The sequence below is a fragment of the Streptomyces sp. NPDC031265 genome (assembly GCF_055570295.1).
The window spans coordinates 69846-94895 of the sequence record NZ_JBVIHM010000026.1; the positions used below are offsets into that span (position 1 = coordinate 69846).

Genomic DNA, 25050 nt, shown 5'->3' on the forward strand with positions numbered 1-25050 from the left:
CTTTTTCTGTTCCCGGCAACGGTCTCGTGGCCGGTCCCCCCCCCCCCCCCCCCCCCCCCCCCCACTGCCTTCCTCGGGTGCGGTCATCACGCCGCTCCTTCCGTGGCCGCCCCCTCCAGCCCGAGGCCGACCAGCGTCCGCAGCTTGTCGACGGTCAGCTTGCTCCGGCGACTCTTGGTGTTGGACAGGAACACCCCGAGCTTGACCTCCGTCCCGTCCGGCAACGCCTCTACGTGGGCCCAGGGGACCTTCACAGAGCCCGTGCGGGCCCTTGTACTGCGCTAGGGGCGCAACGCCCCTCTCGAAGGCGCTTACGGGCGCCGTGGACGGCTCCGCGGACACATCCGGCTCCACAGGGGCCGGTGCCTCAGCGAGCACGGTGACGCCGACGGCCTCCAGGCGCTCGCGCTGCCCCTCCGTCAGGGCCGCCCACACCTCGGGCTTCCGCTGCCGGGCCAGCCACTTGCCGACGTCCATGCCGTGCACGGTGAAGCCGGGCAGAACCTCCGCCGGGCCTTCCTCGTCGCGCACCAGCTCGCGCAGCGCGGCGTAGTGCCGCTGCCACTCGGTGGGCCACGACGGGTTCCAGTCCTCGTCGATCTCCTTCAACGCGGCCTCCCACTCCGGGTGTTCGGCCAGCGCACCGGGACGGCGCAGATTGGACAGCCACTGCCCGATCGGCTTGTCCAGCGCGGCCGCCGACCGGGGCGCGCACAGCGTCCAGTGCTGCGCGTAGTACAACCGGGCCGCCGCCAGGTTCTCCTGGAACCGCGCGTCGGCCGCCGTCCAGGGCCATGCCCAGCTTCTCCAGCCGCGCCGCGCGCCGGCCGTTCATCTGCCCGGCCCCGTACGCCCGCCGCTGCTCCGCGACCCACGTCCCCAGCGGGAACGCGCCCTCCTTGTGCTCGTACGGCACCCGGGCGTGCCCCTCACGCTCCGTGTACTCCTTGAGCTTCGCCCAGCCGCGCGCCCAGTCCTGCCGCTCCGTGTCGATCACGTTGAAGGACACCCAGTTCGCGACCATCACCGGATCACGCGGAGCCGCAAAACGGAGCAGCAGACGGGTTTCTTCCTCGTTATCACCGGGCGCGGCGCCGATGTATTCGGAGGGCTGCGCGACGTCCTTCTGAGGCTCCTGCGGGATCGCCAGCAATTCCACGGCTTCCTCATCGTGAGCCCGCAGACCTTCCAATACCTTCACCAACGGCTTGTGCGAACCCGAGGTGAACATATCCTCCGGACTTTCATCGAGCTGGAGGAATACCGGCACGATCAAAGAGGCGAGCTTGACTTCTCCGGGCTTCTGACGCAGCGCACGGCCGATCGCCTGCACGATGTCGTGCGGCGCGCCCTTGGGGTCCAGCAGGGCCACGGAGTCCACGGCCCGGATGTCCATTCTCTAGAGGTGGGGGAGTGTGAGGCGCGTTTGTTTCGGCAGTGGGGGACGTGGGCGGAGGGTGGGGCTGTGCTTGGTTCAGATGTCGTCTGTCCGCAGCCGTGGGTACAGCTCGACTGCGTCCATGTTGCGGGGCCGACGATCTTGCTCGTGTGGCTGATGGAGATCTGGAACCCACCGGTCCGACTCGGGGGCGTGATGGCGGCTCACTACCGTGGTCGATTCGTGAGGTTGTGTGCTGACTCTGCGATGGGTGCGACCGGCATAGGTGGCAGGGTTCCCTTCAGCCCATCCTTGAGTGTCACGTAGGCCATACGTAGGTTTATCTTGTGAAGGATTTTTCGGCGTGGCTGAAGGCCGTGCGTGTGTCCCGCGGTTGGTCGCAGCGAGATCTGGCGCTGCGTGTGGGCGTTGGGCAGCAGACAATCAGCAGCTGGGAGCGAGGGCGAACAGTTCCCGATCCTGACCTTCTTCAGCTCGTGCGGAGCGCTGTGGGAGCCGTGCCGGGTAGGCCGTTCGCATCAGCGCCCGCGGTGGGATTGCCCCGTCTGTCAGGTCTGCCGTTCAAGATTCTCGATGAATACGTCTTCGAGGCCTTCTGCGCAGAGCTAGCTGCAGAGGTGTTCCCCGGTGCGCAAGTAGAGCGGTTCGGCGGCCGGGGCGAGGAGCAGCACGGGATCGACGTGCGTGTGGTGACACAGACCGGTGAGCGCATCGGTATTCAGGCCAAGCGCTATGACAAGTACCATCCCACCACATTCCGAGCCGCAGTCGACGCGCTGGACATGGCCGAGGCGCGCGTGGATCGGTGTTTGCTGTGGGTGACTGCCACCGTAACGGTCCGGGTGCGCCAAGAGGTCGACACGCAGCCAGACTGGGAGCTGCGGGACGCCGAAGATCTGGCCCGCGAGGTGGCCGGACTCGACAAGGACGTGGCAGTACGCCTTGTCGACAGGTACTTTCCGGGACTTCGTGAGCCGTTCCTCGGGGTCAGCGCTCCCACCCCGTGGGAGACGCCCGATGAAGCCTTTGACCAGTTCCGGCAGGGTGACCGGTACTCTCACCGTTGGACGCTCGTGGGACGTGCCGACGAGCTCGAGAGACTTGCTGGCTTTGTCAGCGACGACACGGCCGACGCGTCGATGCTGGGTTTGCTCATCGGTGCCGCAGGCGCCGGTAAGAGCCGCCTGCTGAAGGCCGTGTGCCAGCGGTTGGAAAAGGACACGCCGGCGGCCGCTGTCAGGGTGGCTCCCCGGGAGATGCCCTCGCCGGAGGCATTCGAGCTGCTACCTGCCACTGGCGACCTTCTCGTGGTCATCGACGATGCCCAGGAGTACGGAGCGGGGCTGCGCTCCTTCATCACCCACGTGCGACGCCAACGGCCCGAGGCGAAGATCCTCATGGCTACCCGCCCCTATGGCCTGCCTGCCGTCCGTGATGCTCTGCGAGGCCTGGGCATGGACCCGACGACCGTCCCGACCTGGTCATTGAAGGAGCTGTCAACCAGCGAGGCCACAACACTTGCCGCCGAGGCTCTGGGCCCCGGCAAGCAGCAGCTCGCCTCCCGCCTGGCCCACGCAGCCAAAGACTGCCCTCTGCTTCTGATCGCCGGCGCCGTACAGATTCGAGAAGGCCGCCTGACCACATCGGTGTTGCAGACGGACGGCCATATCCGCCAGCAGCTCGCCGACGCTTTCCTGCGCGCGGCAATTCCCGACCACGGAGCGGACAGCGATCGCCTCAGAGAAGTCCTGAACGCGATCTGCCTCCTCCAGCCGTTCCGCGAGAACGTCCCGGTGTACCAGCAGGTTCTGGCAGAGCTCGCAGGCCGGCCCTTTTATGAACTCGTGCCCCGCATCAGGGCCCTGGAGGAGTCGGGCGTACTACTTCGCCGCGGATCCTCGCTGCGTGTTGTGCCCGACCTGCTGGGCGACGTCGTCCTTGCTGACGCCGCCCTACTGCCGGCCTCAGCCGCGTCGAGCGGCTATCTCGAGCGCGCTCACTCCGTGCTACAGACGGATGAGCCGCTCCTGCACGCTCTGGTCAACACCAGCCGCGTGGAGTGGCAGTGGAGCCAGGACACCCCCAACGCCCTCATGCTCGCCGAGCCCTTGTGGGCCGAGATCACGCACATCATCCAGGAGGCAGTACCGCAGCAGCAGGCGGCCCACCTGCCCTTCCTGCGCCAGATCGGTGTCTTCCAGCCAGCCCGTACCCTTGGCCTCGTGCGGTGGCTGTACGAGCACCAGACCGACCCAGCAGTGCGCCGAGCTCTTCCCCCAGTACTTGATGCCGTTGCCCATGACCTGCAGTACATCGACGAGGCCTGCGATCTGCTGTGGGAGCTGGGAAGGGACGATGCGCGCACGCTGAACGCCCACCCCGACCACGCCTTGCGAATCCTCACGCAGCTGGCCTCATACGAGTTGGGCAAGCCGTTCGCCTATCAGCAGGCCGTCATCCGTGCCGTCGGGCGGTGGGCCGCGGCAGAGAACCCATCCGTACACCCGACCATGCCCCTTGCTCTCCTCGACCCTGTCTTCGCTGCTGAAGCGGAAAGCACGACCCAGCAGGGGTGGACGCTGACGATTCAGCGTGCCCGCATTTCTATGGAGCAGGTTCAAGTCGTCCGCCGCCAAGCACTCGATGTGCTGTTTGCAGAGTATGCCCAGCAAGATCAGCGCCGCTCGGCGCGAGCCGCCGTCTGCTTTGAAGCAGCCCTGCGCAGCACCCACCAGGCCGGTGACACGCACGTCACCAGCCTGTTGCAGGAGCTGCGCGACCACACGCGCCGGATCGCACCGGGTCCCGTGGCCGCGCTCGGCGTCCGGCGCGCAGTGGACTGGAACCTCACCTACGGCTGCGATGACAATCGGCAGGCAGCTGGGGAAGTTCTCGATGCCCTGCCCGCCTCGATGGCCCATGACTTGGCCATCACACTGCACACCAGCTGGTGGACCCCTATGCGCAGCCTCCGCGAAGGTGAGGACCACCAAGCGGCCGCCTCTGCATGGGACGCTCAGCTGTGTAATACCGCGGAGGCAACCCGAGCCCAGCAACCGCGCGAGGTCTGGGACCAGATGCAGGCCCTTCTCACCGACGGATACGCCATTCTCGGGTACTCGCCCGAGCACGCCCACCCGTTTTTGAGCCACCTTTTCGCAGTTCGCCCGGATTTGGCCGAACTGATCTGCGCCGACGCAGCTCGCTGCAGTGAGCAGGTGCAGCAGGCAGTGGTGCCGGCAACAGTGAACGCACTGCTGCGTCTGACCCCTGAGGTGGGGATCAAACGAGGCAAGGAACTCATCGCTTGCGGCCAGGCGTCGTTGAAACGCGCGGTGGCCATGGCACTCGCAGACCGGCAGTCGGTCCATCGGTTGCCCACGGCGACGTCGGCTAGCCTGGGCCGGATCCTTGCCGGCGACCGCGATCCCGTCGTGCGGCGCCTGACCATCCAAGCAGCCGGTGTTCTGTCCGCGACCGACCGCGCAGCGGCCCTGGAGTTGATGGCTTCAGTGCCCCTGGCGGGGGACGCTGGCGTTGCACAGGAGGTTGCCCGGGCGGTCACAGTCTATGAATGGCTGTCATGGACCGATCTGTCACGCGCGCAGAGAACCTTGCTGCTCGACCAGCTCCGGACCGTTGAGAGGCTGGACGGCTACGAGATCCACAAGTTGTTGTCTATCGCCTCAGAGACCCATGGTGACGATGTCCTGAGCCTTCTAACGGCCCGGGTCGAGCACTGGGAACAAAACCTAGAACAAAACCCCCGATACGACCCTCTCCCGTACCAGTGGCTCGTCCCTCTGCGCTTGTCAGAAGCCCCTCACTGTCTGACCCACCTGCGGCGAATCCTTCTCTGGACGGCAGCGGCAGAACCCGGATCCCGCATTGCCTCGCGCCGAGAGCACCATGCCCCAGATCTGTTCCGTGCGGCAGCCCAGCACGTCGACCAGCAAGCGCAGGCGCTGCTTGCCGACGCCGTGCGCGCAGGATCGCCCCAGGAACGCCGGGCGGCCGCGGTCCTGCTCGGGGCGGTCGACAGCGACCTCATCTGGCTGGCTCCAGAGTTCGTGGGCGAAGTACTCCATGCAGCAGCCGCACACTCGCAGGAGTTGCTGCAGGTCGTCGGCGCCAGTTTGCACAGTGCAGCCAGCGCAGGGGACCTGGTCACAGCCCCGGGTACGCCATACCCCGAGGACACCGAGATCAGAGACAACGCCGTACGTGTCATGGCCACCCTTGAGCAGGGGTCGGTCGAGGACCGCTTCTACCGATCGCTGAAGGAATCAGCCGAACGCAGGATCGAGTGGTCGGTACGAGAAGACGCTGAACCCGACCATCGCGCCTGGTGACGGACTGGCCAGACATGTGCTCAGGTGATCGACAAATCGGCAAACTCGACGTCGGTGAGTCGGTGTGGACCCTGTAGGCGCGTCGCCGCGCCCGCGTCTCGGGCGGCGAACAGGTACTGGTGATGCGCCGCACCCGTGGGTCTTCCGAGGATGCCGCTGGCGTGGCGAATCCGGCTGTGGAAGACAAGCCTCCGCCGACTTCCGCTGATCCCCAACAAGCCGCCTTTACTCACCAGGGCATCGTTGGTGCCCCATCTGGATCGAGTCCATACGGCCACCACGTGGTCATGTTGTCGATTAGCCATGGCTCTGCGCTATTACGGAGCCATGGCTCTGCGGCACCTGTTCAATCGGATGCTGGGGCAGCTCCACCACTGCCTTCAGGCGCGCAGTCTGTTCGACGAGGCGATCGCCTTCCCCGCCAACGCCGCTACGGGGTCACTGACGGGACTTCCTTCTCCGGCACAGCTTTGACGAGACCCGAGCTGACGGGACGCTCGTCGTTGACAAGAATGAGCCGGTTCCTGGCCCAGGTATCGAGCCGGTCGCATGCCCAGGCTGGGTCATACGCTGCCGTGGGCAGCTGGGGTATGCGCTTTCGGCCGGTGTCGTCGAGCCGATAGGGGGTGTCGAACGCGGTGTTCCAGCCGTCCAGGTTCGCGGCAAACCGCTCTTCCGCTTCTGCTGGACCGATGCCCAGGTACTGGGCGATCTCCCTCCAGGAGCTGCCTCGCTCGCGTTCGTAGATCACGGCCGAGGCCAGAGCGCGCTCCGCGAGTTCGATGAGCTGGAAGGCCTGGCTTACCCGGCCTCCGGGACCAGTGTCAGGGTCGTTCTCGGTGGCGACCAGACCGATGGCGCCGTCCGCGACGTCCGCTGCGTGATCGCACAGGACGAGGCGGGCCAGCGCCTGGCGAGTGAATCGGGCACGGTCGGCGTCATACGGGGTCGTCTCAGTCACCCCCACAGCCTCGCAGGCCGTGTCCGCGGCGAGTACCCGATTTCCGCCGAGGACCGGCCTCCGCTTGACGGCTTAACTGCATGAGGTGTCTTCTCCGCGTAAGCCGGAGGAAGAGGACTTGGTCCAGCACGGGCCGGCTTAGCCCAAAGTTCAATCTGCAGTGCGCGCCGCCGACGTCCTGGTCGGCGTCGGCCTGGCCGAGGTGCAGGACGTCCACGTGCAGCGCCTGGAGCACGATGTGCGCGCCGCGGCCGTGGCGCGTGCCCCTGTCGGCGCGCGGCGCTGGGCGGCTCATCCTTCGGGCGCGTGCGGGCAGGTCTCGCGCTGCTGGTAGGCCCCCGGCACGCCTGTGCCGACGGCCGCCCAGAAGGCTCGGGAGTCCTGGAAGTGGCCACCGAGGGTGTGCCAGGACAGGCCGGGGTGCTCGAGGCGCAGCGCCTCCAAGGCCGAGGTGGCCAGTCCGCACCGCTGGTACTTCTCCATGGTGTAGGGCCACTCGATCCACCCGAGTCCGCAGTGGGCGCAGACGGTGTAGTCGACGGCGAAGGCGACATCGCCGGCGAGGTTGGCGGCACGCTCCCTCCATCCGGGGCGTTCCGAGGAGGGAGTGTCCTGCCAGGGTGCATCCAGCCTGATTACGGTCCAGCCGGTGGTCTGCCGGCTCCATCTGCCGCCGCTGATTGCGCGTAACACGCGCTGCCAGGGCGTGCCGTCTGCTGCCCATGTCACGTTTCGGGCCTTCGCGGCCAGCGCCAGGGCCTCTTGCCGTTCGTCAACGCTTCCCATGCTGTCCACCGTGCCCAGGCAGTCGGCGTCCCCAACACCCGTGTGTAGACCGGGAGGCCAGGTGCACTGTCCGACTTGTCATGGCTCGGATCCTTGACGGGGCTGGACCGGCGGCCGGGCGGAGCGCCTGCTCTTTCCTTTGTGGATCCCTGTCCGGGCGCGTGCTGGTCGGCGGTACGGCACGCTCCGCGCGCCGTGGTTCGCTGGCCAGGACCTGGCCACGGACCGCCTCGACATCGGACTGCGATGCGCGCTCTCTGGTACAAGGAGGCGCACAGCCTCCGCTCGAGAGCCAACAATCAGGAGGATCCCGTGACCAGGAACGTCCGGATCAGCAGGGAACTCGCTGACCAGATCCGCGCAACCGCCAAGCTGGCCTTGCAGTCCGAGGCGCTCGCCGATGCGGACGTCGAGTCGGCTGCGGAGTTCCTCTCCGCCCTGGGCGATGCGCTCACCAACCTCGAAGCCCCGGTCGCTGCTCTCCTCGACGCGGTGGCTCGTGGTGACGAAGAGCTCGCCTCGGAGCTCCATCCGCTGAAGCGCTCCCTGCACCGAACGGCACGGCTGTTCCACGAAACCGCTGACATGGTCTGAGCGGCACGCTTGATGGGCGGTGGTTTCGGCCGCCGCCCGCCCCCGATCCGAGGGGCTCCAATGACTACTGATCTCTTCGGTTTGGTGTCGGGTGATGACAGGCGCTGATTCCTGCGATACGCCGGAACTATGCGATATGCGCAGGGTGGTGGGCTGACCGTTGAGCGGCGGGGCGGTTTCGTGAGGGGGGGGGCCAGCGGTTTGCCCGTGGTGAGAAGACTTCGGTGGTCGCGAAGGACCTGGGGGTGACTGAGCTGTCGGTGGAACGCTGGCGGCGTGCGTGGCGGGAGAGCGGTGCCGAGTCGCCGGTGCAGGGACAGCCCAGACGCCAGAAGCTGTCCGATGCGCAGTTCGCTGACCTGGAGGCGGAGCTGGCACCGGGGCCGGCCGCACACGGTTGGGAGGACCAGCGGTGGGCCCTGCTGCGGATCAGAACGGTGACCGCCTGGAAGTTCCGGACCTCCTGCTCGATGGCGGGGGTGTGGGGGCTGCTGCACCGGCACGGCTGGTCCTGGCAGGGCCCGGGCCGCCGGGCACTGGAGCGCGACGAGGCCGCGGTCCAGCTGTGGAATAAAGAGGTATGGCCACAGGTGGATGCACCGCGGCGGCGCTCGGAGCCCACATCGTCTTTGAAGGCGAGGCCGGCAACCCTCGCCGACACCAACCGAAGAGAGCAGTGACCAGTGAGCGCCCTGGCGATCCCACGGTCCAGCACTGGCTCTGCAACATATGTTGAGGGAAGACGCTGGGGCGCAATCTTCTTCCGTCACCGTTATAAAGGGTTCTGATCAATATCTGCTGGGCTCGGTTCATTCGGTCAGCAAGTAGGTTTCACGACGCTGATGCGGCATCGAGCCGAAACGCCTGGATTCTTGGCACACAAGGAGGTAAGAACTATTACTCCGCGATTCTCGATAGAAAGACTTAAAAAGGAGCACACGGAACTGTTGATTCCATGCTCAATACACGCGAAACTGCTGCTCATTCAGTCACGGCGGCTGGCGAGACAAAGAGTTAAATTGCTCGCGTAAGGTACAAAATCTACAAAATTTATACCCCCGCATCGAGAAGGGACGGGGTAACATGAGCTGCGGCCGCCCGGAAGAATTTTTCGGACTGCAAGCCTCATCGGTACATGCGCTTGCGCTCAGTTATTGATGGAAAACCGTCCGGCAACTGCTTATGCGATTAGGGGTCACGCATGTCGTATTTCAAGGTCAAGCTGCAAGGGCGTCGAGTGGCTCATGCGGCCACTGTCGCGCTCGCGATCACATCCATATTTACACTGACCGAAACTCCGGCCAGCGCCGCCGCGACGGCGTACAACACCCGAACGTCCAAACTCGCCGGGAGCCCCGACTTCACCATGCCAAATAGCTGCACGAGTCGCACAATATACCTAGCGGAGGGCAGCTACGTGTATTCGCAGAAAATTGGTGCGAGTAGCGGTCCTGCCCGCACCCTGAAGTTGCTGCCGGGCGACTATGAGTGGTTGGACTGCATGATGCCCAACGACGGATTTTACAACCAGCAATCCACCCTGAGCTTCGGTGGATATCCTGATGTCGTACTCAATAGCACTCGCCACCTGACGACCGGTACTTACACGTTCGGGTCGTTTTTGCAGCCGAATTTCTGATTGAGTAACTGTGGTGGGGGTCCTGTCTTAATCCGGGGCCCCACGCGCACGAAAAGGCAGCCGTCTTACAACCTCGTTCGGTGCACGTCCCTACGGACCAGGGCGTGCGTTGCTAAGGCTTGTCCCGTAAATGATCTTTCACTGGGTATGGACGTGGTCGGTGGCCGGTCCGGCCGCTCGCCTATCCGGCGAGGTTGAGGTTGTGCAGGCGTGCGATGCCGAGCATCGCGTGGTGGACGCCGTCGCCTTTGAGGCGGCAGTCGCGGAGGATTTTCCAGGTCTTCATGCGGGCGAAGACGTGCTCGACGCGGGCGCGGACCTGCTTGTGGGACTTGTTGTGGGCCTGTTTCCAGTCGGGCAGTTCTTCTCCTCTGCGCCGGCGGTGGGGCATCACGAGCCCGGTGCCCGGGTAGCCGCCGTCGGCGATGGTTATGGTCTTGCCGACGGCAGCCTTCGCGCCGGACTCCTCCCACGCCTTGCAGTCGTTGCGGTTGCCCGGCAGGGGCCGGCCGGCCACGACGACGAGCCGGGTGTCGGCGTCGATGACGACCTGGTGGTTCGTCGAGTACCGGTAGTTCTTGGACTGCTCGGCGATCGTGTGGTCGCGGGTGGGCACCAGCGTGCCGTCCACGATGAGCACGGTGTCCTTGTGGAACCGCTTGCGGGGCTGGAGCGCGAGCGACGGGCCGAGGTGGTTGATGATGGGGTCGGCCGCGGACTTCGATATACCGAAGAGCGGAGCGAGTTGGCGCATCGTCAAGTTCGTGCGCCAGTACGCCGCGACCAGCAGCACCCGGTCCTCCAGCGGAAGCGACCACGGGCGGCCCTTGCGGACCGGATCCGCACCCTCGCGGCGCAGCACGGTTACCAGCTTGCCGAAGGATCGCGGGCTCAGCCCGGTGAACGGGGCTATCCAGGACGGCTCCGACGCCGTGATCACACCAGACACCCCAAGATCATCTCATCCGTGACCAGCAGTTACGGGACAGGTCTTAGCCTCGCGCTTTCATGAAGCGTGCTGTCCGGCAGGTGATCAGGCAAGCAGAAAGTGCCCCTGGCCAGCGAGAATGAGGATTGCTGAGGTCCTTGTTCCCGCCTCTGGCGGAGGCACTTTCCAGGTGAAGCAGCCTATCGGGTCCTATCCCCATGTCTTGTCCGGCCTTCGCCCTGCTCCACAAACGACTCGCCGTCCGCTGGGAACGCCGCACCGAACTCCACGACGCCTTCGTCTCCCTCGCCTGCAGCCTCATCTGCTGGCGACGCCTCAACAAACACCGAGCATGATCGTGTTACGAGCTCTACGTGGTGGTGGGTCAGTGGGTGGTGCGGATCATTGCTGTGAGGATGGGTGAGGCGGCTGAGGGCTGGCTCTGCCCGATGTCCGTGTACCCCCACGACTGGTAGAGCGCGTGGACTTTTCCGTCTCCGGCGGCCGGGTTGACCATCAGGGTGACGTACGGCTCTTCGCGGCCGTTGAGGAGCGCGTCATGGATGCGCCGCGCGGTCCCCGTGCCCCGCCATGCCGGGCGTACGCCGATTTCCTTCATGGCCACGGCCGGATGCTCGGTGTACTGGTGTGCCGGTAGCGGGGTGATGCGCTGCCAGTATCGGTCGCCGTGCTCGATGGTGTTGGCGTAGGCGTAGCCGACGGGATGCCCGTCGGCGTATGCGAGGACGGCCACGAACCCGGGGTCGGTGTTGCCGTGTCGGTCGAGGCGTTCGCCGAACGCGGTGACCGCGTAGTTGGGCAGGTGGAGCAGTGGGGCGCGTACTTCGGCGTAGACGTCGAGCAGGTCGCCGCGGATCGGGGCGAGGGTGGTGGCGGTGCGCAGTTCGATCGCGGGTGCCGTGGTCATGGGGTGGGCCTCCAGGTGGCGGTGTGCTCGGTCCAGGTCTGCACGGCGGGACTTCGCGGCGCGGTGGCGCGCAGCGCGGCTCCGAACTCTTGCAGCATGCGGGCTACACGGGCGTGGTGGGTAGCGGCGTCGCCGGGGACGTTCATCGCGGTGGCCGTGGCGGTGTCGGCTGCTCCCTGGGCGAGCTGCGCGTGTGCGAGGCGGGTGGTGGCGATGGCGCGGGAGCGGGCCATGTAGGGCCGCAGGGCGGCCAGGCAGCGGTGGGCGGCGGTCTCGTAGTCGCCGAGCGCCAGGTACGCCGACAGGGCCAGCGAATCCAGTTCGGCCTGGTCGTAGAAGGCGCTCAGCCACACCGGCCGGGCGCCGGCGGCGTCTGCGCGCTCCATGGCGTCCTGTGCCTGGTCGAACGCGCGGCGGGTGCCGGTACGGTCCTGGGCCGCACCGTCGATGGCTCCCTGCCGGGCCAGGCCGAGGGACGCGAACAGGGGGTCCTGGCGCGTGACATGCAGCCTGCGGGCCACGTCGTTCGCGGCGAACGCGTCGGCCGGGCGGCCCATGTGGCGGAACAGGGTTCCCCCGTGGCTCCAGATGCGGAACTTGATCGCCTGGTCGCCGGACATTTCGGCGAGGGCCTGCGCCTCGCGCATGTGCGCCCGCGCGTCGTCGTAGCGGCGGCCGTCGATGGCGGCCCACATCGCCGAGGAGCGGAACGCGGCGGCCGAGCCGTAGAGGCTGCTGCGCACGCGCTGACTCGCGCTGCCCGCGTTCTGGAGGTTCAGCGCCTCATTGGCGAGGGCTGCGGCCCTGTGCTCGATGCCGAGTTGTCCGCCGTGGCGGTGGTCACTGGCGAGATCTCGGCGAATCGCGCCGTGAGGCGGTCGACGTCGCCCATACCGATACGGCGTGTGGCGGTGACACCAGGGCGGCGGCGGTTGCGGCGGCGGCAGCCATGCCGCCCACGAAGGTGCGGCGCTTCACGTCGGGGTCCTCCTCCTGCGGTGATGCGGTGGCGGTGGCGCTCTGGCCCCGTGACACGAACCCTAGATCTGTCGCCGGACGGCCGGTCACGTCCTTCAGCGCCTCGCGGGTGCGCGCGTTGGGCCATCTGACCCGTCCTGATTTCCAGTCGCGCACTGCACGGCCGTCGTAGCGCCCTTCCCGCCCGGTGAGGCGTTCGACCGCTGAATTCAGGGCTCTGACAAGGGAGTTGGAGCTGTGGCCGTGTTCGGTCATCCACGCTTCAAGGGCCGCGTTCCGCGTGACGTCCATATCCGCACAGTAGGGGAGACGGCACTCCCCGTTAGGTAAATGACTGGTCAAATCCACCTAGGGGGAACCGCCGGGAAACCCTGCCAGTCACCTAACCCCCCCATCGGCCCCGGGAGTTAGGTGATGAGTACGGCCCCGCTACGGGCGTTGACTTCCGGCAGAGACGAACTCCCCGCGACCGCAGTCAACGGTCCGGCGGGTATGGCCACCAACCCCGGCGCACCGTGATCGCCCGCGAAGGGACGGCGAGACGGCGTGGACAGCAGCCCGCAGTACGTAGTGGACACCGCGAACAACAGGGTCGGGGTGGTTGAGGAGCGCTACGAGGGGAGTGTGTACCTGCGGCCTCCTGGCGGCGGGGCCCAGTGGGCGACGGCGCCGGCATCCCTGCGTCACCTCACCCGCGAGGAGCTCGCGCGGGCCCGCGTGCTCGACACCCCGGTGGGGGGTCGGCGCTGATGTGGGCACTGCCGGTGGGAGTGCCCACGGGGCCGGAGTACGGCTCCGTGCCCGTGAGCGCGGTGGACCCGACGTACGGCGTCGAGCCGAACGGCGCCCCGGGGTGCGACTGCTGCGACGCGTGGCGCGCTGAGCGTGAGGTGGCCCGCCAGGACCGGGAGCACCGGCGGGTGCGGCGGGCGAACGCGGAGGTCATCCGCCACCCCGCGCACCAGGGGTGGCCCGGTGGGGAGGCGGGCCGGTGAGCGTCAGGAGCACCCTGCGGGGCGTCGTCTACCGGGTGCTGCGGCACCCGGACAGCGAGGTGACCATGACGGCCCGCTGCATGTCCGGCGACGGCTGCCGGTGGGAGCTGGACGCGACCAGCGACCTGGACGCCGGAGGCGTCGCGATGATGTCGCACACGGCCGAGAGCGGTCACGCCCTCTTCGCACGCATGGTGGAGGACATGGCCTGTGTGGTGCTGACCAGCAGTCAGGAGCAGGACCGCCGCGCCCAGGTCCACCAGATGGAGCGTGCCGCCGGGCAGCGGTCAGTCGGCGGCGCGGAGAGCATCGAGCACGCGCGGGCCGAGACGTGACGCGGCGCAGCGAGACCCCGGCGGCGGCATGGCCCTGTGCATCGTGATCACCCCGAGCCCCCATGACCTGGGGCACGAGCACCAGGTGGCCCGGGATGCCTGGTCCGGGCGCCTGATCACCCTGCGCTGTCCGGGGGTGCTGTGCAGGCGGCTCGTGTACGTCGACAGCCGCCCGCGGCCAAGAACCCATCCACGGCGTCCGGTTCCTGACAGAACGACTTGACCTGAACGGGCAGGTGCCCGGCCGGGTCAGCGCCGTCATCTGACGAGGCTGGGCGCTCAGCGCTCTCCGACCACCAACTCAAATCGGTGAGGATCTCGCTCACCTTTTCCAGCGCCTGCGAGGTGTGGACCCTGGCCAGGAAAGTGACATCCATCCCCGAGGTGTCAGCGAGTGCAAGCAACTGGTGGGCTACTCGAAGGGCCTCGCCCAGGTCCGGGGTCCTGAGCACTGCTTGTGCATACGAATACTCATGGCTTGCAGTCTGGCAGGGCCCCTCCATCCATCGGAACGAAATATGCGGCCCCCGCCGAGTCACAGCCGCCTGTATCCCGAACCGCGACGCTGCGGGGTTGAGGGGTTAAACGACAAGCTCAGTCGGCGGGCTTGGCGGAGCAGCTGATCGTGTTCGGCCGAGGGCATCGGGCTGATGAACGGGGCGGAGAAGTTCGAGAGCGCGGTGTGGGAGCGGTACTGCTCCAAGGAGGACCAGCCGCCGGTACGGGTAGAGCGGCAGCTGCGATCTGAGGGTCACTTCAGGAGACCCGTTTCCGGCACGTGGTGTTCGCCGAAACCAACCACTACCGGCCATGGTACCCACGGTGGTCGGCGATCACCCACGAGCAGTTTGAGGACCTGGTCGGCGCTCCCGTCGCGACGGAGCGCGTCGCCCATCGTTTGCGGGCCGTTCTCGTCGCCGGAGGCATGCTGCCCGACCGCGGCGAGTGACTCGTCACACTCGAACGCTCGACATCCCGGATCGTCGCGTCCCGTGACGATCACGAAGAACGCGCGATACTGCACCGCTACGCGGTCTGGCACCACCTCCGACGCCTGCGAGGCCGCCTGCCACCGGCCACGCCACCCACCTGCAGATCGCCAACGTCCGCAGCCACATCACCGCCGCCGTCAACTTCCTGGACTGGCTGACTGGCAGCGGTCTGACTCTCGCCACCTGCACTCAGCGGAACTGGACCACTGGAAAGCACGCGAGGACCTCAGCCACCGGGACCAGACCGGCCACCTCATCCGCTGGGCAACCAAGAACCGGCTGGCGAAAGGGCTGACCTTCGGCGCCGAGCCCTGGCAGGGCCCGGTCGGCCCCCACGACTCCGAAGGCCGGTGGGACAACGCTCGCAGACTCCTCCACGACGCAACGCTGACTACAGCCGACCGGGTCGCCGGACTACTCCTGCTCTTCTACGCCCAACGGCTCAGCACCATCAGCACCCTCACCGTCGACCAGGTCAGCGAGGCGAACGGCCGGGTTTCGATCCAATTGGGGACGGCCCCGACCGTTCTGCCCGAACCGCTCGCTGTACTGGTCCTCGACTTGATCGCCACGCGACGCCCCTACACGGTGATCGGACACGCCGCCCACAGGCCCTGGCTGTTTCCAGGGCAACGCCCTGGCCAACACGTCAGCGCCGCTCGTCTCGGCCAACGACTGGCCAACGTTGGGATCCAGCCTGGCCAGGCCCGGTCAACGGCCCTGTTCGCCCTCGCCGAGGAAGTCCCGGCCGCGATCCTGGCCCGCATGCGCGGCATCCACATCCAAGTCGCCGTCCAGTGGCAGAAGGCGTCCGCCGGTGACTGGGCCGCCTACGCCGCCGACGTGAGCCGTCGAAACAACCAGCCCGACCCGAGCAGGAGTGGCGCATGACCACCGTTTGTATCCGGGCCCGCTATCGGACGACGTGAATCTCCGGCATCGGCAGGCACCACTCGCCCAGCATCCCGATGAGGATCTGGCGAGCCAGTTCCCGGGCTTCGATCCATCCTGGATCGACGGTCAGAGCCTCCCTGTTCCACCGATCCGAGTTCTCCCGGCCACTCATCCCGGCGAAGATCGCATCGATCGCTCGAAGGTCAGGTAGTACCTCACGGCTGAGATCCCCATCCTCGACCAGGCTCTCGGCCATGCGGAACGCGTGGTCGAAGTCCAGGGCGACCTCATCCGTCAGGACACCGTGCCCGTCCACCCAGGTCAGCTGAGCCGGGGGGTCAGCCGCCAGCACGGTCAGCGCCTCGACAAGCAGGCGTCCACGGAATGAAGCATCAGGGACTCTCACCTGGGAATCGTTGCACGGCCCAGCGTCACTGGACAGCTATCTCGTCGACGCCTGCGTGCCCCTGGCAGAATCTCCCGCGTGATTCAGGAGAAGCTCGACGCGCTCTCGCAGATGATGGACGAGTACAGGGCCATGCCGTTCCCAAGTGGGTTCCGAGGCCTGGACGTTGAGGACCAGGACATGGTCATGCTCGACGCGGACACCGCTGGCTACGCTTCCCGCGTCCTCAAGGGCCCCCTCGCCGAACCGTCCCGAGGCGGCCTGATGAGATTGGTTGGGGAGTTCGAGAAAGTTCTTCCGGCGATCAGCGACGACTACGCGAGCAAGTTCTACACACACGCACGCGACGTGGCCGCGCTGGCCGCCGAGATCGAAGCCCTGCGCGACAAGTAGCCCTCCGCCGGAGAACGCCGCTTCCCTTCGGCGCCTGAGGTCAGTGGAGAACATGCGACCGCTGTTGCGGCGCGGGCGGGGTGAAGTTCAGCCCGTTCTCGTCGAGGGCATTGAAGACGGTCACCCGACCGATGTGGAAGACGAAGCTGACATCAACGCTCCCCTGGGCCACATCGTCGCCGGTCCATTCGAGCAGCTCGATGCTCTGGAGGGTCAGGCCTCGGAGTGCCCGCAGCTCGGCCAGCGGTTCCGGACGCCACGCCAGATCGAACCCTGGCCAGCGCACCGGACGATGGGGGTCGATCGTGGCCCAGGTGAGGGCAATGTCGTCGAACTTGTAGTGATTGATCTCGACTTGTTCACCCCCGAAGTCGAGCAGCACAGGACAGTCGCAGAACCACTCGTCATCCTTCAGGTCCCAGGCCATCCAGACCCGCGTCAGCGTGCGTCCGCGCAGGGCGCCCAGACGGCGCCCGTGCTGGCGCGTCACGGCGTCACGGCCGTTCACCGTGCCTACCTGTGACTGAGCTCGGTAGGTGGCCCTTGAGCATTCCGGTTGGCCCCTGTGCATGATGGTTGGCCCCGTACGAGCCGCTGGATCACCGCCGAGAGGCTTCCGGTGGGCCGCCGGGCCAGCCATGATCAAGTTCCGGGGATTCGACGGTTGGGGTGTGACGTGAAGGACTGGCGGACCGATCCGACGTTCGCGACGTGCCGGAAAGTGACGGACGGGGCGGACCTGGCCTCGTTCTCGGGGGGTCCGTTCGACGTGCGGACGGCGGTGGCCGGCATCCTGCCCGAGCCCCGACAGGGCTTGGACTTCGATGCCGCCCCGTGGGGTAACTTCCCCCATGGGCACGACGTCCGGGAGGCGGTTTCCCTCCTGCACGCTGGCGGCGAACCGGTCGTGGACGCGACGGGTGTGCTGTGGGGTCTGTGCGTCGACGACAGCCGGGCCGCCGCCGCCCTCGCCGTGCCGTTCCTCATTCCCCTCGCCATCAACGCCCACCACCCACACCGCACCGCCGCCCTCGCCGTCCTCTCCGGCCCCGCCCGTGCCAGGCACCACGGCGTCGCCTCTCGCGAGGAATTCCTCCTCCACCGCAACGATCCCCGGCGCCACGCCCCCGATACCCACGACGACTACGGCTACGAGGTGACCGGCTACCCGGCCGGCTGGTCGGTGGGCGCCGCCCGAGCCGCGATCACCACCGCCACCACCGCACTCCTGCCCCTTCTTGGAGACTCCGACCCCACTGTCCGCGTCGACGCCGCCTACGTCCTGGCGACCGCCGCCGACCCCGCCCACACCATCCGGACTGCCTTGGCCAACGGATTCGCCACCGAAGGCGACGCCATGGTCCGCGCCGCCCTACTCCTGGCCACCGCCGAGATCACTCGGGCCCACCCGCACCCGCCGACTGTCACGTGGCTGCGCGAACGGTGGCACGACCGGGCGGAGGCCCCCGAAGCCCGTCTGTCGGCGGCGGTCGGCTGGCTCTGCCTCACCGACCAATCCGCACCGGAGGAGCTCCGCCGGACCGTCGACACCCTCGCCGACAACGAGCGCGCACACGCCATGGAGGCCCTGCCGTGGATGAGCGCCGCCTCGGGCACCAACGAACCAGGACTCCTGCGCTGCAGACGCTGCATGCTCCACCCAGAAGAACCTGACCCGGAAGAGGTCTTCTGGGACTCCTTGTTCTGAGCAACCGGTCTGTGGTTGTGTATCGGAGTTGTCCAGTGGGGCCAACTGCGGTGCTCGGTCACACTACCCAACTCGGGCCCACACCGCCCCGGCTCATGAGGTTCCTGAGCTGGGCGTTAGCCTCAGCGGATGATTCCTCAGCCGCCACCGAAGGTCATCACGCGTCTCCGTGACGGGCGGATCTACGCCTACGTCGTGGGCGCTGGCGTCTACGGGACGCTGGAGCCCGCAGCGGTTTTCCAGCCGCGGGATGGCGAGGAGGTCGTAGCGTCGGTGGTCCGGCAGGATTTGGAGCGGGTCGTGTACACGACGCTGAACGGCGTCGTCTGCCTCACGCGCGCCAGCGACCTCATGTGGGCCTCGGACTTCGAACCGCACTCTGACGTACGCCATGGCCACCGGCCTGGCTGTGCGCTGTCTCTGGACGGCCGGACGGTGTGGGTCTACCGGCCGGACGCGATGGCGGGACGCGGGGGCGGGGACCAGTGGGTCGTGCACGACGCCGACAGCGGTGTGGTTGTCGCCCGCCGGGAACTGGAGACGGTCGGGCACGGCGCCTTCCACCACCTGCATCCCGTGGACGGCCGTATCTACATCGACATCGGTGAGGGCCAGGACGGATCCGTCATTCTCCGGGGCACGGGCGGGGCGGACAGCGAGCCGGAGTTCGTGACGTACCCGTGGTCGGACCGCTGCCTGATCGACCTGGCGCCGTCCGGGCGGCACTTCATGACCGTGGACCACGGGCAGGCGGACGTCGCCTTCCACGACCACCCCACCGGGGATGTGCTCTTCACCCTCCCCGTCGAAGCCTTCGGGTACAACCCGGAGGATTCCTTCGTGGAATGGGGCGGCGGCTACCTGACCGAGGACACGGCCATCGTCACCCTGGGCGGTGAGAGTCAGGACGAGGAGGAGTGGTTCCGTTACCACCTGGTCGACGTACGCACGGGCACCCTCAGCGGCGAGTTCACCGTCGAGGCGAGCAACCCGTACGAGCTGGTGCCCCTGGGCGACGGTTCCTGGCTCACCGGCGGCCCCGGCGGCGACCCCGTCCGTTGGTCCAGCGCTCCGCAGCCGTCGGCACCGCCGCACCCGGCCGTACCAACCTCTCCATACGAGAGGCAGCAACCGTGACGGCAGACCCCCGAGTGCCGCTGATTCCTCTGGCGGCTGAAGGCTTGAGCCGGCGAGCTCGGTACTTCGTCGAGGGACACGGGCTGCGTGTTCCACACCGCGACCTCAAGCTCTTTCGGGAGGTATGGCTCAAGCAAGGGATTCCGGATGCCGAGATCGACCGGGCTGTCGCCTTTCAAGAGCTCTGGGGCGGTCTTGCCCTGCCCCCGGCCCCCGAGTACGAGGGCGGCCCGCGCGTTCTGGAAGCCAATGCCCCCGAGGGCTCGGCCGCGAACGGATGGCGGTTCCCGGCCGGCGGCTGTCGCGTCTCCATGGCCCACGGGTTCATGATCGGGCCAGGAGGTGAGTTTGGGATCGACGCTGACCACTGGACGCCGCTGCACGCCAGCACCGAGGGATGGGTGGAAGCCCTGGCGCTGGCCAGCCACGCGGGCTACTGGGCCGAGACCATCACGAAGATCAAAGGCAGCGCCGTCGAGGACCTGAACCTCGACGGATTCGAGCCGGTACCCGAAGTCCAGGGACTCGCTGACACCTGGTGGCGGGGCAAGGACTCGCTCATCGCCATCTACCGCGGCGAAGCCTCAGGCTTCAGCGCCCCCCACTGCCTAAGGGCCCATATCTACGGCGGGCTCGATGCATGGGGCCTGGCCGGCACCTGACTCCCGAAGGCCAAGCCCCTCGGTCCCGCCGCTGAGCGTTCGGGTTGCCACAGGGGCCAAATTACAGCGCTAAGTCACAGTTGTGGTCAGTTCCGAAGATCGGGCCTTGTCGCCACGCGGGTGGTGATGCTGTGGGTGAGTGAGCGAGATAGCCAGGGCAAGGATCCGGTCGGACTCGAGCCGTCTCGACGAGCTTGTCGCGGCGTACAGCGGGGATGCCGCATTTCGGGATCAACTCGATCTCGCGGATGGCTGGATATGTCGGTGGAGTTCGACGTGGCGGGTGGGTGCCGGCGAGGTCTGCTGGCCGGTTCGCGACATGGCTCATGTTCCGGTGCTGTCGTCCCGGCCGATGCGGGGGTTCACCTGGCGGGCGAAGCAGCGGCATCGTCCCGGCCTGGAGGTGATGGCGTCCACGGGTAGAGGGCACGGCTTCGAGTCGCTGGAGGAGATGCGGCTGCTGGTCGCGCTGAACTTCGTGGGGGCGTCGGAAGTGCTGTCGCAGCCGTTCCGGCTGGACTTCGAGCACAAGGGCGGTTCGTCCTGGCACATACCGGACTACTTGGTAGTGATCGGTGGCGGGATGTGGCTAATCGACGTCCGCCCGATGGAACTGATCAAGGACGAGGACGCGCTGAAAAAGTTCGCGGCGGCCAGGGAGGTGGCGGCGGCTTCCGGCTGGCAGTACTCGGTGGTCGCGGGCTGGCGCCCGCACGTCTGGAGCGTCCTTGACCACCTGTCGTCGCGTCGTCGGCCGGTGCGGGATCTGCTGGGCATGCGGGACCAATTGCTCACGATCATCGGCGGCCGGGAGGGACGCGTGATGACGTTCTCCACGTTGGCAAACGCGACCAGCGTGCCTTCCGTTGGCCGGGCCAGCATCGTCCGGCTGCTCTGGCAGCGCGAGCTCGGCGTTGATCTGGGCAGTCCCTTGCGCGACAGCTCGCTGATCTGGGGGGTGTGATGGCGGCGAGGGGGTTTTTGCAGGTCGCGCCAGGCAGGCGGGTCGCGCTCAACGGTGTCGAGTGGACGGTTGAGGATGTCAACGGCCAGCTCGGCCGGCTTGTGCTCGTGGATGGCGGCGGTCACGCTGAGACCCGCTCGTTCCGCTGGCTCGTCAACCATCCCGACCTGCGACTCCTTCCGGTTGCCGAAGTGCCGGGGCGGCCGGCGCCGGTCTCGCGGCAGCCGAGGACACTGGCCGACCTGACCGAGGACCAGGTGGAGCGGGCCCGGTTGCGGGCTGCGCATGTGCTGGAAGCCGAGACGGGGTTCCGGGAGGGGCACCCGGCTCGGGCCCTGCCCGGTGAGCCTCGCCCCGCTTACGACCCGGACCGCACGACGCTGACCCAGCGACGTCACGCGAAGGCGGCGGAGACGAAGGCGATGCCCCGTCCGGAGGCGGTCCGGCTCGGTCTGCAGCACCTCAGTTTCCGGACGCTGGAGCGTCTGTCGGGACTCGCGGGCGACAGTCTCCTGCTGGCCTGCGCGGACGGACGCTGGACCCGGCGACGCAGTGGCCATCGCAGCGTCACCGAGGAGGTCCGTGAGGCGATCTTCGCAGTCAAGGCCGAGTGCCCACACCCCTTGAGCAAAGAGATAGGGGCACCCCCGCTCGCCGACCTGATGAGCAGCGGACTCCTGCACGAAGGAACAGTGCTGTCCTTCCGCCAGCGCAGGGCCGGCCGACAGGGCCGCGCCGTGGTCACCGCCGACGGCCAGCTCATCGTCGATGGCCATGCCAGCCCCTTCTCCTCGCCCTCCAAAGCAGCCGAGGCCGTCACCGGCAACGTCATCAACGGCTGGACCCTCTGGCAGGTCCCCGACGGCAGCACGCTGGATGACCTGCGCCGCGAGCTCCGCCGCCACGGTGACTGACCATCACCGCAATCCCAACAGTCTGCGGATTGCCCGAAGACGGCACGGTGCGCTACGAACGTCTCTTGCGCCAGGGCTTCGCCACCAGCACGCCAGCAGGGCCCGCCGGTGCACCTCTACGACGTCCGCACCTGGGTCAACCACAGGTCACCGGCCAGGGCGCACCGATCTACCCGCAACCAGGGCTTCGCCACGCTGGGCTCAAGGGACCGCTCCGAGTAGGACCCACCTGACGAGCGCATCCTGAGCCGCCGACCGTGCCCTGATTGCTCCCCGAGCAGCAGGACTGCATAAGCGATTCACCGCGGTCAGAAGGGCTTCTGCTGCACCTCCGGGAGCTGGGAGTGCAGGGGCAGCAGCATGGCGTGGAACAAGGGGGCCTGCGGGAGGCGGGGACGTAGATCACCCAGGACGGTCCAGCCCCACGATTCGTACAGGGCGCGAACCTTGGGGTGTTCTTGGTCGACGAGAAGCGTCGCGCGTTCTTCGGACCGGCGGGCCAGCAGCGCGTCGTGCAGCTGCTTGGCGGCACCGGTTTTCCGCCAGGGCTTGCGGACCATCAGCTCGCTGAGCGCATAGGTGCGTCGGCCACTCTCTTCGGTGATGGCGGGGTCCACGGGGGTGAGGAGACCTCCCCACCAGCGGGCGTCCTTGGGCAGGGGGGCGCCGTAGGCGTAGCCGACCGGCTGCTCGCTGTGGTCGTAGCCGATGGTGCAGGTCCAGCCGGGACGGTTGCTCCAGCCGTCGAGACCCTCAGCGAAGCGCTCGACAGTGGCGAACGGGTCCTTCGCTGCGGCGTCGGCGTAGATCTCGGTGTAGAGGTCGAGGAGCAGCGGGCGCAGATCGGCGGCCTGGCGGTGGTCGTAGTGCCGGATGTCGAGCAACACGGGCTCCTCCTAGGCGGTGGCGAGGGTGCGCTGGACGGCGGCGAGGCGGGTGGTGATGCGACGGCTGTCGAGGCTTGCGGTATTGAGGTCGGCGATGGTGGCGGCGGCCTGTTCGGGTTCGCCTTGGGTCAGCTGGAGTTCGGCGAGCTGCACGCGGTAGAGGGCGCGTTGGCGGCGCATGCCCGTGGGCAGGAGCTGCAGGGCCTGGCTGGTGGCGGCTTCAGCCTGGGTGTAGTCGCCCAGCGCGGTGTGCGCAATGGCGGCGAGCCCGCTGACCTCGGCTTCGTTGAGGAACGCGAGCCAGGACGGGGATGGGGTGGTGACGCGGTCGTAGGCCTTCTCGGCGGCGAGCAGGGAGCGGGCAGCGCCGGTGCGGTCGGCGGTGGTGGCCTGGCCGATGGCGAGGCGGGAGTGGAACAGGGCAGCAAGGTGCGGGTCTTGGCGGACCTGGCGGTGGTCGAGTGCGGTGCGGGTGAGGCGGACCGCTTCGCGGTGGCGGCCTTCGATGCGGGCCTGCAGGGCGAGATTGGACCAGGCGCGGGCGACGGCGCTGGGGTCGGCGGCCAGCAGTGCGCTCTGCAAGGAGGCGGCGTGCAGATGGGCGGCGGTGTCGGGGTCGCCGCAGTCGTGGGCGGCCCAGCCGGCCGAGGCGTACAGGCTACAGATCGCGCCGTGCAGGGCCTGCTCGATGCGGTCGCCGTAGCGGCAGTGGTCCAGGGCGGTGTTCAGTCGGTCGATGAAGGCAGTGGCGGTGGCGACGAGTGGGCCGCCGCCGATGGCGAAGAAGTGCGCGTCGAGCCGGGCCGTCTGCTGGTGCACGCGGTCCACGTCGCTCATTGACAGGCGGCCGTGATCCGGGGTCTCGTCGATGCCCAGAGCGAGCGCGACGGTGGCGGTGGTGGATACGGTGATGAACCGGCGGCGCAGCACCGGGACCTCCTCCTTCGGTGCGACGGGCGGCCGTCGCGGCGGGGCGGGCAGGTTCGCGCTGGCCGTGCCTCGGGGCACGAATCCGATCGCCTGGGCCGGACGGCCGAAGAGCTGTTCCAGTGCCAGAAGGTAGTGCACCCATGGCCAGCGGACTTGGCCGCTGAGCCAGTACCGCACGTGCCGGTCGCTGCAGCGGCGCGGGCAGTCGGGCCCAAACAGGTCGGCCAGGGCGTCGTTCACGGCGTCGGCCAGCGTCCGTTGCGTGAAGTCGAGCTCGCGCATCAGCTCTGCCAGCTGGCGGTTGGGCACTGGGTCCATGGGGCTCCCCGGAGGTGCGGGCCGTGACCGAGACAGTAGTCCGGCCGCGCTAGGCGCGTTGGTAAAACTTTCCGGTCCCCCTGCGTGAAGTGCCCGCAATCTCGCCTGACCTCACCCGATCGTGAAGGAGTTGTCTGGGCACAACGAAAACCCCCGCCCCCCGGGAGACAGCTGTGGCCCACACGCTCACCGACCCCACGACCCCGTGGCACGAGGCTTCGACGGTGCCCTGCATGTCCCGCGACATCGAGGTCGCCATGGCCCTGGCTGCACACGCCCCGAGCGGAGAGGCCGCGGTGCTTGTGCGGGAGCGCCTGCGCGGCTGCATCACGCTGCTGGCTGGTCCCGCACAGGACCACGTGCGGCGGATGACGCCGTCCCGCGAGAGGGACGTGGCCGCCGCCACGGTCCGCCACCCACGCAGCCTGACCGGCTCGGGCGGTGATGCGGCGGCCACGCTGCGTCTGCTCGCCAAGAGCGTGCAGCACCTGATGCGGTACGCCGCGCAGGCACTGCCGGCGCAGCCGGTGCCGCCCGCCAGCGCGGGGCAGAAGCAGCCCTCGCGGCTCGTCCTCGTCCCGCCCCTGCCGTCCTCCAAAGAGGAGGGCATCGCGCACGCACCACACCCATACGGGCGCGGGCATCCGGCCCGCGCCGCACACAAGGAGGACATGGTGGAGCGATCCAAGTCGGAACAGGCCCTGGAGTCGACGGGCCCTGCCGTGGTGGCGCCCGACGGTGCCGCCTCGATCGTCGCGCCGTCGAGCGTCGTACGGATCGAGGACGTCGAGGACGAAGGTCCCTGACCCCGGTCTGAGCCCTGAGGAGTGGGGGGGGGGGGGGGGGGGGGGGGGGACCCGCCACTGCCCACGCAGCTGCGGGGAGAGCAGGGCGCGAAGCCGCCCCACGACTCCCCGCCCACTCCGGCGCGGTCATTACAACACGGAGGG

27 protein-coding genes and 4 pseudogenes are annotated in these 25050 nt (G+C 67.8%); 18 read left to right on the forward strand and 13 right to left on the reverse strand.

What is annotated here, in order from left to right; genetic code table 11:
* Nucleotides 1-86: 86 nt before the first annotated feature.
* The 3 genes and pseudogenes from ACZ499_RS31125 to ACZ499_RS31135 form a co-directional block, all read right to left on the reverse strand.
* Nucleotides 87-224 (reverse strand): hypothetical protein, encoded by a 138-nt coding sequence (locus tag ACZ499_RS31125; protein WP_468679535.1) that lies wholly within the window; start codon nt 222-224, stop codon nt 87-89.
* A 217-nt stretch (nt 225-441) separates the two neighbouring features.
* A pseudogene (locus ACZ499_RS31130) lies at nt 442-741 on the reverse strand (helicase associated domain-containing protein); the annotation flags it as partial.
* 112 nt (nt 742-853) lie between these two features.
* Nucleotides 854-1396: pseudogene (locus ACZ499_RS31135) on the reverse strand (helicase associated domain-containing protein); the annotation flags it as partial.
* A gap of 329 nt (nt 1397-1725) precedes the next feature.
* On the opposite strand from ACZ499_RS31135, the pseudogene ACZ499_RS31140 reads away from it, so the two are divergent.
* Together ACZ499_RS31140 and ACZ499_RS31145 are read left to right on the forward strand one after the other, a co-directional pair.
* Nucleotides 1726-1866 (forward strand): annotated as a pseudogene (locus tag ACZ499_RS31140) (helix-turn-helix transcriptional regulator); the annotation flags it as partial.
* A gap of 63 nt (nt 1867-1929) precedes the next feature.
* Nucleotides 1930-5751, forward strand: a complete 3822-nt coding sequence (locus ACZ499_RS31145; RefSeq protein WP_468679579.1) for a P-loop NTPase — start codon at nt 1930-1932, stop codon at nt 5749-5751.
* Between the two features lie 430 nt (nt 5752-6181).
* Here ACZ499_RS31145 and ACZ499_RS31150 read toward each other — a convergent pair whose 3' ends face one another.
* Both ACZ499_RS31150 and ACZ499_RS31155 read right to left on the reverse strand, forming a co-directional pair.
* A complete protein-coding gene (locus tag ACZ499_RS31150) occupies nt 6182-6712 on the reverse strand; it encodes a hypothetical protein (protein WP_468679536.1) in 531 nt (176 codons plus the stop codon).
* Nucleotides 6713-7003: 291 nt separating this feature from the next.
* A complete protein-coding gene (locus ACZ499_RS31155) occupies nt 7004-7498 on the reverse strand; it encodes a hypothetical protein (protein ID WP_468679537.1) in 495 nt (164 codons plus the stop codon).
* A gap of 312 nt (nt 7499-7810) precedes the next feature.
* Between ACZ499_RS31155 and ACZ499_RS31160 the strand changes: the two genes are divergently transcribed.
* From ACZ499_RS31160 to ACZ499_RS31170, 3 genes and pseudogenes are all read left to right on the forward strand, one after another.
* Nucleotides 7811-8092, forward strand: coding sequence for a hypothetical protein (locus tag ACZ499_RS31160; protein ID WP_468679538.1), 282 nt, complete (start codon nt 7811-7813; stop codon nt 8090-8092).
* Between the two features lie 129 nt (nt 8093-8221).
* Nucleotides 8222-8703, forward strand: a pseudogene (locus tag ACZ499_RS31165) (winged helix-turn-helix domain-containing protein); the annotation flags it as partial.
* 590 nt (nt 8704-9293) lie between these two features.
* Nucleotides 9294-9731 carry a hypothetical protein gene (locus tag ACZ499_RS31170; protein WP_468679539.1) on the forward strand — a complete coding sequence of 146 codons (438 nt, stop codon included), beginning with the start codon at nt 9294-9296 and terminating at the stop codon, nt 9729-9731.
* Nucleotides 9732-9912: 181 nt separating this feature from the next.
* On the opposite strand, the gene ACZ499_RS31175 is transcribed toward ACZ499_RS31170, so the two are convergent.
* Nucleotides 9913-10680 carry a transposase gene (locus ACZ499_RS31175; RefSeq protein WP_468679540.1) on the reverse strand — a complete coding sequence of 256 codons (768 nt, stop codon included), beginning with the start codon at nt 10678-10680 and terminating at the stop codon, nt 9913-9915.
* 197 nt (nt 10681-10877) lie between these two features.
* On the opposite strand from ACZ499_RS31175, the gene ACZ499_RS31180 reads away from it, so the two are divergent.
* The gene (locus ACZ499_RS31180; protein WP_468679541.1) at nt 10878-11015 is read left to right on the forward strand and encodes a hypothetical protein; all 138 of its coding nucleotides are present in this window, start codon (nt 10878-10880) and stop codon (nt 11013-11015) included.
* Between the two features lie 29 nt (nt 11016-11044).
* Here the strand turns inward: ACZ499_RS31180 and ACZ499_RS31185 are convergent, their stop codons facing one another.
* The 3 genes from ACZ499_RS31185 to ACZ499_RS31195 all read right to left on the reverse strand — a co-directional run bounded on the left by ACZ499_RS31185 (nt 11045) and on the right by ACZ499_RS31195 (nt 12856).
* Nucleotides 11045-11587, reverse strand: a complete 543-nt coding sequence (locus tag ACZ499_RS31185; RefSeq protein ID WP_468679542.1) for a GNAT family N-acetyltransferase — start codon at nt 11585-11587, stop codon at nt 11045-11047.
* The gene (locus ACZ499_RS31190) at nt 11584-12330 is read right to left on the reverse strand and encodes a hypothetical protein (protein WP_468679543.1); all 747 of its coding nucleotides are present in this window, start codon (nt 12328-12330) and stop codon (nt 11584-11586) included. Before ACZ499_RS31190 ends, ACZ499_RS31185 begins: the two co-directional genes overlap by 4 nt.
* Before the next feature lie 97 nt (nt 12331-12427).
* The gene (locus ACZ499_RS31195) at nt 12428-12856 is read right to left on the reverse strand and encodes a hypothetical protein (RefSeq protein ID WP_468679544.1); all 429 of its coding nucleotides are present in this window, start codon (nt 12854-12856) and stop codon (nt 12428-12430) included.
* Between the two features lie 255 nt (nt 12857-13111).
* On the opposite strand from ACZ499_RS31195, the gene ACZ499_RS31200 reads away from it, so the two are divergent.
* The 5 genes from ACZ499_RS31200 to ACZ499_RS31220 all read left to right on the forward strand — a co-directional run bounded on the left by ACZ499_RS31200 (nt 13112) and on the right by ACZ499_RS31220 (nt 15778).
* Nucleotides 13112-13315, forward strand: coding sequence for a hypothetical protein (locus ACZ499_RS31200; protein ID WP_468679545.1), 204 nt, complete (start codon nt 13112-13114; stop codon nt 13313-13315).
* Nucleotides 13315-13560 (forward strand): hypothetical protein, encoded by a 246-nt coding sequence (locus ACZ499_RS31205; RefSeq protein WP_468679546.1) that lies wholly within the window; start codon nt 13315-13317, stop codon nt 13558-13560. Before ACZ499_RS31200 ends, ACZ499_RS31205 begins: the two co-directional genes overlap by 1 nt.
* The gene (locus ACZ499_RS31210; protein ID WP_468679547.1) at nt 13557-13895 is read left to right on the forward strand and encodes a hypothetical protein; all 339 of its coding nucleotides are present in this window, start codon (nt 13557-13559) and stop codon (nt 13893-13895) included. Before ACZ499_RS31205 ends, ACZ499_RS31210 begins: the two co-directional genes overlap by 4 nt.
* A gap of 778 nt (nt 13896-14673) precedes the next feature.
* Nucleotides 14674-14844 carry a hypothetical protein gene (locus tag ACZ499_RS31215; RefSeq protein WP_468679548.1) on the forward strand — a complete coding sequence of 57 codons (171 nt, stop codon included), beginning with the start codon at nt 14674-14676 and terminating at the stop codon, nt 14842-14844.
* A 43-nt stretch (nt 14845-14887) separates the two neighbouring features.
* Nucleotides 14888-15778 carry a hypothetical protein gene (locus ACZ499_RS31220; protein WP_468679549.1) on the forward strand — a complete coding sequence of 297 codons (891 nt, stop codon included), beginning with the start codon at nt 14888-14890 and terminating at the stop codon, nt 15776-15778.
* Between the two features lie 22 nt (nt 15779-15800).
* On the opposite strand, the gene ACZ499_RS31225 is transcribed toward ACZ499_RS31220, so the two are convergent.
* The gene (locus ACZ499_RS31225) at nt 15801-16187 is read right to left on the reverse strand and encodes a hypothetical protein (RefSeq protein WP_468679550.1); all 387 of its coding nucleotides are present in this window, start codon (nt 16185-16187) and stop codon (nt 15801-15803) included.
* Nucleotides 16188-16265: 78 nt separating this feature from the next.
* Between ACZ499_RS31225 and ACZ499_RS31230 the strand changes: the two genes are divergently transcribed.
* The gene (locus ACZ499_RS31230) at nt 16266-16580 is read left to right on the forward strand and encodes a hypothetical protein (RefSeq protein WP_468679551.1); all 315 of its coding nucleotides are present in this window, start codon (nt 16266-16268) and stop codon (nt 16578-16580) included.
* A 40-nt stretch (nt 16581-16620) separates the two neighbouring features.
* Here ACZ499_RS31230 and ACZ499_RS31235 read toward each other — a convergent pair whose 3' ends face one another.
* Nucleotides 16621-17088 (reverse strand): hypothetical protein, encoded by a 468-nt coding sequence (locus tag ACZ499_RS31235; RefSeq protein WP_468679552.1) that lies wholly within the window; start codon nt 17086-17088, stop codon nt 16621-16623.
* Nucleotides 17089-17301: 213 nt separating this feature from the next.
* Between ACZ499_RS31235 and ACZ499_RS31240 the strand changes: the two genes are divergently transcribed.
* The 5 genes from ACZ499_RS31240 to ACZ499_RS31260 all read left to right on the forward strand — a co-directional run bounded on the left by ACZ499_RS31240 (nt 17302) and on the right by ACZ499_RS31260 (nt 21965).
* Nucleotides 17302-18288, forward strand: a complete 987-nt coding sequence (locus ACZ499_RS31240) for a hypothetical protein (RefSeq protein WP_468679553.1) — start codon at nt 17302-17304, stop codon at nt 18286-18288.
* A 129-nt stretch (nt 18289-18417) separates the two neighbouring features.
* Nucleotides 18418-19425: a hypothetical protein gene (locus ACZ499_RS31245; RefSeq protein ID WP_468679554.1), complete on the forward strand. Its 1008-nt coding sequence runs from the start codon at nt 18418-18420 to the stop codon at nt 19423-19425.
* Nucleotides 19422-20087 carry a hypothetical protein gene (locus ACZ499_RS31250; RefSeq protein ID WP_468679555.1) on the forward strand — a complete coding sequence of 222 codons (666 nt, stop codon included), beginning with the start codon at nt 19422-19424 and terminating at the stop codon, nt 20085-20087. The genes ACZ499_RS31245 and ACZ499_RS31250 overlap by 4 nt, the downstream gene beginning before the upstream one ends.
* A gap of 139 nt (nt 20088-20226) precedes the next feature.
* On the forward strand, nt 20227-21051 hold the full coding sequence (locus tag ACZ499_RS31255) for a TnsA-like heteromeric transposase endonuclease subunit (RefSeq protein ID WP_468679556.1): 825 nt from the start codon (nt 20227-20229) through the stop codon (nt 21049-21051).
* On the forward strand, nt 21051-21965 hold the full coding sequence (locus ACZ499_RS31260; protein ID WP_468679580.1) for a restriction system modified-DNA reader domain-containing protein: 915 nt from the start codon (nt 21051-21053) through the stop codon (nt 21963-21965). Before ACZ499_RS31255 ends, ACZ499_RS31260 begins: the two co-directional genes overlap by 1 nt.
* 308 nt (nt 21966-22273) lie before the next feature.
* Here ACZ499_RS31260 and ACZ499_RS31265 read toward each other — a convergent pair whose 3' ends face one another.
* Both ACZ499_RS31265 and ACZ499_RS31270 read right to left on the reverse strand, forming a co-directional pair.
* Nucleotides 22274-22852, reverse strand: coding sequence for a GNAT family N-acetyltransferase (locus ACZ499_RS31265; protein ID WP_468679557.1), 579 nt, complete (start codon nt 22850-22852; stop codon nt 22274-22276).
* A gap of 9 nt (nt 22853-22861) precedes the next feature.
* The gene (locus ACZ499_RS31270; protein WP_468679558.1) at nt 22862-24100 is read right to left on the reverse strand and encodes a hypothetical protein; all 1239 of its coding nucleotides are present in this window, start codon (nt 24098-24100) and stop codon (nt 22862-22864) included.
* Nucleotides 24101-24333: 233 nt separating this feature from the next.
* Between ACZ499_RS31270 and ACZ499_RS31275 the strand changes: the two genes are divergently transcribed.
* Complete coding sequence (locus ACZ499_RS31275; protein ID WP_468679559.1) at nt 24334-24906, forward strand: DUF6415 family natural product biosynthesis protein; 573 nt, start codon at nt 24334-24336, stop codon at nt 24904-24906.
* The last annotated feature ends 144 nt before the right edge of the window (nt 24907-25050 follow it).